This window comes from Saccharothrix sp. CCNWYY140, assembly GCF_037401995.1.
Classification (GTDB): Bacteria; Actinomycetota; Actinomycetes; order Mycobacteriales; family Pseudonocardiaceae; genus Actinosynnema.
In genome coordinates, this window is sequence record NZ_JBBEGC010000191.1 from 1 (window position 1) to 10,373 (window position 10,373).

General features: G+C 70.0%; 9 protein-coding genes. 7 read left to right on the forward strand and 2 right to left on the reverse strand.

The window, feature by feature from the left end; all coding sequences use genetic code 11:
* Window positions 1-172: 172 nt before the first annotated feature.
* Window positions 173-1,975 (reverse strand): S8 family serine peptidase, encoded by a 1,803-nt coding sequence (locus tag WBN91_RS37510; protein WP_337729059.1) that lies wholly within the window; start codon window positions 1,973-1,975, stop codon window positions 173-175.
* Between the two features lie 222 nt (window positions 1,976-2,197).
* Here WBN91_RS37510 and WBN91_RS37515 point away from each other — a divergent pair, with 222 nt between their 5' ends.
* Window positions 2,198-3,115, forward strand: a complete 918-nt coding sequence (locus tag WBN91_RS37515) for a LuxR C-terminal-related transcriptional regulator (protein WP_337729052.1) — start codon at window positions 2,198-2,200, stop codon at window positions 3,113-3,115.
* A 179-nt stretch (window positions 3,116-3,294) separates the two neighbouring features.
* Here the strand turns inward: WBN91_RS37515 and WBN91_RS37520 are convergent, their stop codons facing one another.
* Window positions 3,295-3,843 (reverse strand): hypothetical protein, encoded by a 549-nt coding sequence (locus tag WBN91_RS37520; protein WP_337729053.1) that lies wholly within the window; start codon window positions 3,841-3,843, stop codon window positions 3,295-3,297.
* Window positions 3,844-3,926: 83 nt separating this feature from the next.
* Here WBN91_RS37520 and WBN91_RS37525 point away from each other — a divergent pair, with 83 nt between their 5' ends.
* From WBN91_RS37525 to WBN91_RS37550, 6 genes are all read left to right on the forward strand, one after another.
* Entirely contained in the window at window positions 3,927-4,448 is a 522-nt protein-coding gene (locus WBN91_RS37525) for an enoyl-CoA hydratase/isomerase family protein (RefSeq protein WP_337729054.1), read from the forward strand.
* The gene (locus WBN91_RS37530; RefSeq protein ID WP_121227718.1) at window positions 4,445-5,446 is read left to right on the forward strand and encodes a LacI family DNA-binding transcriptional regulator; all 1,002 of its coding nucleotides are present in this window, start codon (window positions 4,445-4,447) and stop codon (window positions 5,444-5,446) included. Before WBN91_RS37525 ends, WBN91_RS37530 begins: the two co-directional genes overlap by 4 nt.
* A 178-nt stretch (window positions 5,447-5,624) precedes the next feature.
* Window positions 5,625-6,971: an ABC transporter substrate-binding protein gene (locus WBN91_RS37535; protein WP_337729055.1), complete on the forward strand. Its 1,347-nt coding sequence runs from the start codon at window positions 5,625-5,627 to the stop codon at window positions 6,969-6,971.
* On the forward strand, window positions 6,971-7,840 hold the full coding sequence (locus WBN91_RS37540; RefSeq protein WP_337729056.1) for a carbohydrate ABC transporter permease: 870 nt from the start codon (window positions 6,971-6,973) through the stop codon (window positions 7,838-7,840). Before WBN91_RS37535 ends, WBN91_RS37540 begins: the two co-directional genes overlap by 1 nt.
* The gene (locus WBN91_RS37545) at window positions 7,837-8,676 is read left to right on the forward strand and encodes a carbohydrate ABC transporter permease (protein WP_337729057.1); all 840 of its coding nucleotides are present in this window, start codon (window positions 7,837-7,839) and stop codon (window positions 8,674-8,676) included. Before WBN91_RS37540 ends, WBN91_RS37545 begins: the two co-directional genes overlap by 4 nt.
* A gap of 25 nt (window positions 8,677-8,701) precedes the next feature.
* On the forward strand, window positions 8,702-10,222 hold the full coding sequence (locus tag WBN91_RS37550; protein WP_337729058.1) for a glycoside hydrolase family 13 protein: 1,521 nt from the start codon (window positions 8,702-8,704) through the stop codon (window positions 10,220-10,222).
* The last annotated feature ends 151 nt before the right edge of the window (window positions 10,223-10,373 follow it).

The following is a 10,373-nucleotide window of genomic DNA, read 5'->3' on the forward strand; positions in this document are numbered from 1 at the left end:
GTCGAAGCGTGGTTGGGCTGCGCCCAGGCCGTACGGGGGAAGAAACCGAGGCCCTTCCTGTGGCTGGGAGCCCTGCCCTGCGCCTTCGGCGCGAAAAGACCGTGGGTGGTGGCTGTGTGTGTGAAGTGCCCGGTCCCGTGCAGGCGGGACCGGGCACCTACCCCTCGGACGTCTAGAAGGTCAGGTTCCAGACGTCGATGTAGCCCGTGTCGCCCGAGTACACGTCCTGCACTCGGAGCTTCCACGTGCCGTTCGCCAGCTCGCTCGACGCGTTCACCGTGTACGTGGTCACCACGTTGTCCGCGCTGTCGCTCGACGACGAGTTCTTCAACCGGTAGGTCGTGCCGTCCGGGGCCACCAGGTCGACCACCAGGTCGCCTCGGTAGGTGTGCTTGATGTCCACGCCGACCTTGAGGGTCGACGGGGCGTTGCCGGTGCGGCCCGTTACGGCGATGGAGGACGTCACGGTGGCGTTGTCCGTGATGTTCACGTTCGTCGTGTTCTCGAAGAAGCCCGACGGGGGCGGGGTGGTGCCGCCGCCTGCTGCTGCGACCGTCTTCGTCGCGTCGGCCAAGCCCGCGCCGCAGCCGCCGGTGCAGGTGCCGGGGAGGGGGCGGGCGTTGGTCTTGATCAGGGATTCGATCTGGGCCGGGGTCAGGGACGGGTTGGCCTGCACGAGGAGGGCCGCCAGGCCGGCGATGTGCGGGGCCGCCATGCTGGTGCCCTGGTACGGCTCGTAGTTCTCGCTGCCGGGGGTGGTGGCGCCGGTGTTCAGCGTGGACCAGATGCCGTTTTCCGGCGTCGTGATGGTGCCGGGGGTGTCGTTGGCGTTGCGGGTCTGGCCGCCGGGGGCCGTGATGTCGATCTTGGTGCCGTAGTTCGAGTAGAACGTCCGGTCGCCGGCGCGGCTGGAGGCCGCCACGGTGACCACGTTGTTGCACGACGCCGGGGTGAAGCCGGAGACGTCCTTGTTCGAGTTGCCCGCCGCGACGACGACCGTGGTGCCGCGGCCGACCGCGGAGTTGATCGCGTTCTGGTAGGTCGACGAGCACGCCGACTCGCCGCCCAGGCTCATGTTGATGACCTTGGCCGGGGTCGGGTTGGCCGGGACGCCCGCCACCGTGCCGCCGGACGCCCAGATGATCGCGTCGGCGATGTCGGAGGTGCTGCCGCCGCACTGCGCGAGCACGCGGATCGGCTGGACCTTCGCCTCGTACGCGATGCCCGCGATGCCCTTGGTGTTGTTCGTGGCCGCGGCGATGGTGCCCGCGACGTGCGTGCCGTGCCAGGACGAGTCCTGGTCCTTGGCCGGGATGGGGTTGCCGAACAGGTCGGTCCCGCAGTCGCCGACCTTCATCCAGTCGCCGTTGTCCGAGGGGTCGGAGTCGCGCCCGTTGCCGTCCCGAGCCCGCGAGGCGTCGGACACGAAGTCGTAGCCCGTCACGACGTTGGCCGCCAGGTCGGAGTGCGACACGTAGCCGGTGTCGATCACCGCGACCGTCACGCCCTTGCCGGTGGCCTTGTCCCACGCGCCGGGCACGTTCATGCCCGCGGTGGCCTCGAACAGGTCCCACTGGCGGCCGTACTCGGTGTCGTTCGGCGTGGCCAGCGGCTGCATCATCAGGTCGGGCTCGACGTAGGCCACGTCCGGGTCGGCGCGGAACTCGTCCAGGGCCTTCGCGGCGGTGGCGGCGTCGGCGCCACCCAGGTCCACGACGGTCGCGCCGGTGCCCAGGCGGCGCTGGAGGTTGAGGTCGCGCCCCACCTTGTCGCCCTTGGCGTCGGCGTCCGAAGCGGCGGCCTGGTCGGACCGGGCCTCGGCGGCGGTGGACTTGTAGCCGACGATCAGCCGTTCGTAGGGCTTGGTCGTCGGCGACGCCTGCGGTTCCGCGGGCGCGGCGGTCGCCGTCATCGTCACGGTGCCGGTGAGCAGCGTGGCGGAGACGGCGGCGGCGCAGAGCGCGGAGCGTCGCATTCCGTTCACAGGGATTTCCTTCCACCTACAGGGACTTCGCCTGCCGCGAGGGAGTCAGGGGTCTGAACCGGCTGCGAAGTGCGTGAAAGGTAGGCAGGTCGACGGCGATTGGCACAGAGGCGGAACGCGGCAGTTTCGCGTCACTGTCGTGTTTACGTCAGCTGGTTGGACTGAATGGCCTAGCGTTGTTGGGCTGAGTGGTTCATCAGGGACAATGGGTTCGTGTTCTCGCACCTTGGTGTCCCCGACGAGCAGGCCCGTGTCTACGAGCGATTGGTGCACATTGGTTCGTGCACCGTCGAAGAGGCCCAGACGCGCCCCGAGGTGCTGGAGGCGCTGCACCGGCTGGGCGTGGTCCGGCGGGTGGACACGGACGTGTGGCAGGCGGTGCCGCCGGACCTGGCGGTGGAGATGCTCATCGCGTCCCGCGAGGACGGCCACCGCCGCGCAAGGGCCGAAGCCGCCCCCTTGATGGACGCCTACCTGCGCAACCGCGCCGAACACCACCACGACACCGCGATGGTGGAGGTGGTGAACGGCGCGGACGCCGTACGGGACCTGTGGCAGGCGCTGCTGGCGGGCGCACGGTCGGAGGTGTGCGTGCTGGACCAGCCGCCGTACATCTCACCGGTGGAGGAACACGTGGCGCTGGAGGTCGACACGCGCCGGAGGCAGGTGCAGTGGCGGGTCATATATGACCGGTCGAGCGTGGAGCTTCCGGGCCGGTTGGCGGAGATCGCGGAGCTGGTGGCGTCGGGCGAGCGGGCGAGGGTGACACCGACGCTGCCGTTCAAGCTGGCCGTCGTGGACGCCCGGGTGGCCGTGCTGCCGGTGTCCGTGCGGACGACGGTGGACCAGATCCTGCTGATCCGCCCGTCCCCGCTGCTGGACGTGCTGACCTCGATGTTCGACCTGTACTGGGACAACTCCATCCCGTTCAACCCGGGCGCGTCGGGCGCGGAGGTCGACACGCAGCTGCTGGCCCTGCTGGCGGCAGGGCTGACGGATGAGAGCATCGCCCGGCACCTGGGGTTGGGGCCTCGGACGGTGCAGCGGCGGGTCCGGCAGCTCATGGACCGGTGCGGGGCGCAGACCCGGTTCCAGGCGGGGGTGCAGGCCATGCGCCGAGGCTGGCTCTGAGCGGGGGGACGGTGCTGCACGGAGCTGTCTGTGTCCGGGGGCTGCCTGTGACCGAAGGCTGCCTGTTGCCGGGGGCAGGCTCTGACCTGCTCCTTGAGAGCCGCTGGGTCGGAATTGTCGGTGGTGCGTGGGATCATGGAAGCGGGGGCCGGAGGCCGCGGGCTGTGGCGTCCGCGTGGTTACTTGGTGCAGTTCTTGGCCTGGCCGGCGGCCTCGCGGAAGTCGTCGGGCAGGGAGACCAGGGAGACCTGCTCCACGCCGTCGTTCATCATCGTCACGGCCTCGGTCAGGTGCTGGTTGACCGTGCCGAACACCTCCAGCGTCAGCTCGGGCGCCTCGTCCACCGTGGACTTGGCGAGCGCGAACTTGTCCCGGGCCTTCGACAGCGGCTCCAGGATGACCTCCACCGCCGTGTCCGCCGCGACCGCCGGGGCGGGGGTCAGCTCGTCGAGGTCGTGCACGGCGACGTTCAGCACGTCGACCACGCGACCCAGGGACGTGCTGAGCGACTTCTTCGCCTCCGCCGGGTCGGTGGGCGGCGTGCCGAGGGTGAAACCGCCGGACGCGCTGAGGTAGTTCGCCACGCCGCAGAAGTTGTCCATCCAGCGCACGACCTCGGCGTCGGACTTCGGGGTGGTCACCGGACCCGCGACCGGCTTGCCGGCGACGGGCGTCGCGCACGCGGCCGTCGTCGCGAGCACCAGCACGGACCACACAACACGCTTCACCGCCATGTTGTACCCCAACCATCACCCGATGGTGGTCAGCGGCATGACAACCGGGCGAAAACTCCGCCACGATGGGCGACCTCATGTCCGTCTCAGTGGAAGTCGCGGACGGCGTCGCGGTCGTCCGGCTCGACCGGGAACCGCCCACCCGGTTGCGTGCGCTGCTGCCGACGTTGACTGACGTGTGCGCGCTGGTGCTGCACGCGTGCTCGGGCGGGGTGTCGGCGGCGTCGGTGCGGGGTGTGGTCGGGGTGTCGCCGTCGGCGCGGCGGGAGCACGTGCGGGAGTTGCGGGCGTTGCGCTCGGAGTTGGCGCGGTTGCCGGTGCCGGTGGTGGCGGCGATCGGCGGTAGTGCGTCCGGTGACCTGGCGGTTCTGGCGGACGCGTGCGACCGGCGGGTGTTGGCCGAGGGTGGTGACCTCGTCCGGGTGACGGGAACGGGTGTCGTGGTGGCCCGCCGGGTCGATGCCGCGGAGGCGTTGCGGACGGGGCTGGTGGATCGGGTGGTCGCGCCCGCGCACGTGCTGCCGGCTGCGGTCGAGCTTGCAAGGGAGTGCAAGTCCGCGCAAGATTCGCGCAAGTCCTGCCGTATAGTTGCTCCATGACGCAACGGCGGTTGGCCGAGGTGGCCGCGAAGGTCGGCGTGAGCGAGGCGACGGTGAGCCGCGTGCTCAACGGGAAGCCCGGCGTGTCCGACGCGACCAGGTCCGCGGTGCTCACGGCGCTCGACGTGCTCGGCTACGAGCGGCCCACGCAGTTGCGCGGCGAACGCGCCCGGCTGGTCGGCCTGGTGCTGCCGGAGTTGCAGAACCCGATCTTCCCCGCCTTCGCCGACGTCGTCGGCAACGCCCTGGCGCAGCGCGGGTTCACGCCGGTGCTGTGCACGCGGACGGCCGGTGGCGTGTCCGAGGCCGACTACCTGGAGTTGCTGTTCGAGCAGCACGTGTCCGGGGTGGTGTTCGCGGGCGGGCAGTACGCGCAGGCCGACGCGTCGCACGAGCACTACCACCAGATGATCCGGCGCAAGCTGCCCGCGGTCCTGGTCAACGCCGCCGTGGAGGACCTGGGCTTCCCGCGCGTGTCATGCGACGACGCGGTGGCGGTGGAGCAGGCGTTCGGGCACCTCGTCGCGCTGGGTCACCGGCGGATCGGGGCCGTGCTCGGGCCGACCGACCACATGCCGTCGCGGCGCAAGCTGGCGGCCCTGACCGTGTGCGCCGAACGGGCCGGGGTGGAGCTGGCGGAGGAGCACGCGATGTTCTCGCTGGAGGGCGGGCAGGCGGCGGCGACCCGGCTGGTGCAGCGCGGGGTGACCGCGATCGTGTGCGCCAGCGACCCGTTGGCGCTCGGGGCGATCCGGGCGGTGCGGCGGCAGGGGCTGCGGGTGCCGCACGACGTTTCCGTTGTGGGGTATGACGATTCGGCGTTCATGACGTGCACCGAGCCGCCGTTGACGACCGTGCGGCAGCCGATCGAGGCGATGGGGCGGGCGGCGGTGGAGCTGCTGGCGAACCAGATCGCCGGGACGTCGGTGGCCACCGAGGAACTGCTGTTCGAGCCCGAGTTGGTGGTGCGCTCCTCGACCGCGCCCGCCCCGCGCTGACGCGACCTCCAGCCACGACTACAACGCCCGGCGCAAGTGCGCGCCGGGCGTTGTCGTTGTGCGTCCAGGTAGCTTACGAGGCACTGTCGGCAAGTTGCAAAGTCTCGTAGACATCTTGCGGCAACCTGTGGACTAGACCTACGGTGTGCGCCACACCACACGAGGAGGGTCCGCCCCCATGAACTCTTTCCGGCTCCGCAGAGTGGCGGGGTTGCTGCTGGTCGGCAGCCTCGCGGTCACCGCCTGCTCGTCCGCCGCCGACACCGGGTCTCCGGGCAAGGTGGTCCTGTCGGTCAACGGGCAGCCGCCGCAGACGCAGGCGTTCGAGCGCAAGGTCTTCGACGAGGACGTGGCCGAGTTCGAGGCCGCCAACCCCGAGATCGACATCCAGCCGCACGAAGGCTTCATGGACCCGAAGACGTTCTCCGCCAAGCTCGCCGGCGGCCAGCTGGAAGACGTCTTCTACGCCTACTTCACCGACCCCGCCCAGCTCGTCGCCCGCCGCCAGGCCGCGGACATCACCGACTACGTCAAGGACCTCCCGCACTACACCGAGATCCGCCCGGAGCTGCGGAACGTGTTCGCCAAGGACGGCAAGGTGTTCGGCGTCCCGACCGCGAACTACTCGATGGGCCTGCTCTACAACCGCGAGCTCTTCCAGCAGGCAGGGCTGAACCCCGACCGCCCGCCCAAGACGTGGGACGAGGTCAAGGAAGCGGCCAAGAAGATCACCGCGCTCGGCGGCAACAAGGTCGGCTTCGCGGAGTACAGCAAGAACAACCAGGGCGGCTGGCACTTCACGGCGTGGATGTACTCCGTGGGCGGCAAGGTCGCCCGTCAGGACGGCGACAAGTGGGTCGCGGACTTCAACAACGACAAGGGTCGGCAAGTCCTCCAGCACCTCAAGGACATGCGCTGGCGCGACGGCACGATGGGGGAGAAGCAGCTCCTGGTCATCGAGGACGTCCAGCAGATGATGGGCGCGGGTCAGCTCGGCATGTACCTGGCCGCCCCCGACAACGTCCCGACGATCGTCAACCAGTTCAAGGGCGACTACGCGAACTACGGCCTGACCGCCATCCCGGACGGCAAGGGCACGCTGATCGGCGGCGAGGGCTACATGCTCAACCCCAAGGCCACGCCGGAGAAGATCAAGGCCGGACTGAGGTGGATCGGCTGGAAGTACCTCAACCCCGACCGCTTCGACAAGAACCTCAAGCGCTACAAGGAACAGGGTCAGCCGATCGGCCTCCCCGTGCCGCCGGTCGCGGACATCTGGACCGGGGACGTCAAGGCCAAGCAGAACGAACTCAAGGTCGCCAACGCGACCGTGCCCGTGCAGAACTTCAAGTCCTATGTGGACTCGACACCGGACGGGTCGATCGAGCCGCCCAACGCCCAGCAGGTCTACGCGATCCTCGACAACGTCGTGCAGGCCGTGCTCACCGACCGCGACGCCGACCCCGCCAAGCTCCTCGCGGACGCGGAAGCCAAGGTGAACCCGGTCCTGGCGCAGGTCAAGTGATGCGCCGCCGCGTCGCGGAGAACCTGACCGCGTACGGGTTCCTGTCCGCCGCCCTGCTGTGCTTCGCGGTGTTCTCCTGGTACCCGATCGCCCGCGGGGTCGTGCTGGGCTTCCAGCAGGTGGACTTCGTGGCCGCACCGACCTGGGTCGGCTGGGAGAACTTCGAGCGGCTGTTCGCCGACCCGCTGTTCGCCGTGGCGTGGCGCAACACCCTGCTGTTCACCGTCCTGGCGCTGGTCTTCGGCTTCGCGGTGCCGTTCCTGCTGGCGGTCGTGCTCAACGAGTTGCGGCACTTCAAGGCGTACTTCCGGCTGGTGGTCTACCTCCCGGTGATGCTGCCGCCGGTGGTGGCGGCGCTGGTCTGGAAGTGGCTCTACGACCCGGGTCCGGGCCTGCTCAACACCGCGTTGCGCGGGCTCGGGCTGCCAGGTCTCGGCTGGCTGGACGACACGTCCACCTCGATGCTCTCCCTGGTCCTGGTCGCCACCTGGGCCAACCTCGGCACTGCCACGCTGGTCTACCTGGCCGCGCTGCAATCCATCCCGGGCGAGCTGTACGAGGCGGCGGAGCTGGACGGCGCGGGAGTGCTGCGCAGGCTGTGGCACGTCACCGTCCCACAGACCCGGTTCGTGCTGCTGGTGTTGCTGCTGCTCCAGGTCGTGGCGACCATGCAGGTCTTCACCGAGCCGTACGTGATGACCAGCGGCGGACCGCAGGACTCCACGGTCACCGTCCTGCTCCTGCTCTACCGGTACGCCTTCTACTACAACGACTTCGGCACCGCCAGCGCGCTGAGCCTGTTGCTGCTGCTGGTCCTCGGTGCGTTCACCGCGCTCTACCTGCGCGTCACGAGGAGGGCCGACGCGTGAGAACCCTTGTCGCGCCGGGACGTTCGCGCACCGGGTACGCCATCGCCCTGACGGCAACCGCGATCGTCGTCACGGTGGTGTTCGTGCTGCCGTTGCTGTGGGTGGTGATCTCGGCGATGAAACCGGCGGTGGAACTGGCCCGCGTGCCGCCGACCGTGCTGCCGCTGACGTGGCAGCCGGAGACCTACGTCGAGGCGTGGCGGCTGATGGACCTGGGCCGCTACTTCCTCAACACGATCGTCGTCGCGGTCGGCACGTGGGCGGTGCAGCTCGCGGTCGACGTGCCCGCCGCCTACGCGCTGTCCCGGCTCAAACCGGTGCTGGGCAAGGGGATCCTCGGCATGATGCTGCTCACGCTGATGATGCCGGCGGCCGTCCTACTGGTGCCGACCTACCTCACCATCGCCGACCTCGGACTGCTGAACAACCCGGTCGCGCTGTGGCTGCTGGGTGCGGCCAACGCGTTCACCGTGTTCCTGCTCAAGCGGTTCTTCGACCAGCTGCCCGTGGAGGTGCTGGAAGCGGCCAAGATCGACGGCGCCGGGCAGCTGACCCTGTTGTGGCGCATCGTGCTGCCGCTGTCCCGGCCGATCCTGGCCGTGGTGTCCATCTTCGCGGTCGTGGCCGCGTGGAAGGACTTCATCTGGCCCCTGCTGGTGTTCTCCGACCCCGCGCGGCAGACGCTCAGCGTGGCGTTGCAGCGCTTCGCCCCCGACACACCGGTCGACCTCATGCTCGCCGGCCTGGTGCTCGCGAGCGCGCCGGTGGTCGGGCTGTTCCTGGTGTTCCAGCGCCACGTCCTGGCGGGCTTGACCGCCGGTGGCGTCAAAGGTTGAACCCCACCTCAGGGAAGGACCCCACATGAACTGGTGGCGCAGTGCGGCCATCTACCAGGTGTACCCGCGCAGCTTCGCCGACGGCAACGGCGACGGCGTCGGCGACCTCGCGGGCCTGCGGCGACGCCTGCCCCACCTCGCCGACCTCGGGGTGGACGCGCTCTGGCTCAGCCCCTGGTACCCGTCGCCGCTGGCCGACGGCGGGTACGACGTCGCCGACTACCGCGACATCGCGCCGGTGTTCGGCACACTGGTCGAGGCGGAGAAGCTGATCGGCGAGGCACACGCCCTCGGCCTGCGGATCATCATCGACATCGTCCCGAACCACTGCTCGGACAGGCACCCGTGGTTCCAGGAGGCGCTGCGGGGCGTGGGTCGGGACCGGTTCTGGTTCCACGAGGGCGACGAGCCGCCCAACGACTGGCAGTCCCGCTTCGGCGGCCCCGCGTGGAGCCGGACCCCGGACGGCGCCTGGTACCTGCACCTCTACAGCCCGCAGCAGCCCGACCTGAACTGGACCAACCCGGAGGTGCGGGCGGAGTTCGAGGACGTGCTGCGGTTCTGGCTCGACCGGGGCGTCGACGGGTTCCGCATCGACGTCGCCGACGGCCTGGTCAAGGACTTCAGCCGACCCGACGCCGACACCCCGTACTCCGACCAGGACGGCGTGCACGAGATCTACCGGTCCTGGCGGGCGGTGCTCGACGAGTACCCCGACGAGCGCGTCTTCGTGGGGGAGATGTGGCTGCCCGACCCCGAGCGGTTCGCGCTCTACCTACGGCCCGACGAGCTGCACTCGGCGTTCAACTTCGACTTCTTGTGCTGCCCGTGGGACCCCGCCGAGCTGCGCCGGGTCGTGGACGCCACCCTGGCCGCCCACGCCCCGGTCGGCGCGCCGCCCACGTGGGTGCTGTCCAACCACGACGTGACCCGGCACGTCACCAGGTTCGGCCGGGCCGACACGTCGTTCGACTTCGGCCGCCGGCAGCACCTGACCCCGACCGACCTGGAACTGGGCACCAGGCGGGCGCGGGCGGCGGCGCTGCTGACCACGGCGCTGCCCGGCTGCGTGTACGTCTACCAGGGGGAGGAGCTGGGGCTGGAGGAGGTCGACGACCTGCCCGACGAGCTGCGCGAGGACCCGGTGTGGGAGCGGTCGGGCCACACCGACCGGGGCCGGGACGGGTGCCGGGTGCCGATCCCGTGGGGCGACGACGGTCCGTCCTGGCTGCCCCGACCCGCGCACTGGGCGGGGCTGTCGGTGGCGGCGCAGGAGGGCGACCCGGACTCGATGCTGTCGCTGTACCGGGAGGTGCTGCGGTTGCGGCGGGCCGAGGACGCGCTGGGTGACGGCGGCATGGAGTGGCTGGACCTCGGGCCGGACGTGCTGGCGTTCACCCGGGAACCCGGGTTCGCGTGCGTGCTGAACCTGTCCGGCGAGGCGGTCGAGCTACCCGACCACGACGGGGTGCTGCTGTCCAGCGGACCACTGGCGGACGGCGCGCTGCCCCCCGACACGGCGGTCTGGCTGAGGTACGCCCGCTAGACGAGTAATGCGCAAGCCGCAGAGGCGCAGGGCACGCTCTCCCCCCGGCACAGCCCTTCGCGCCCACAGGCGCGCGCTTTTCGAAGTAGCTCGCGCAGCAGACCTCCCAACTTGGGCTTCTTCCGTCATCCCCGTATGGCCTGCCCGAAGG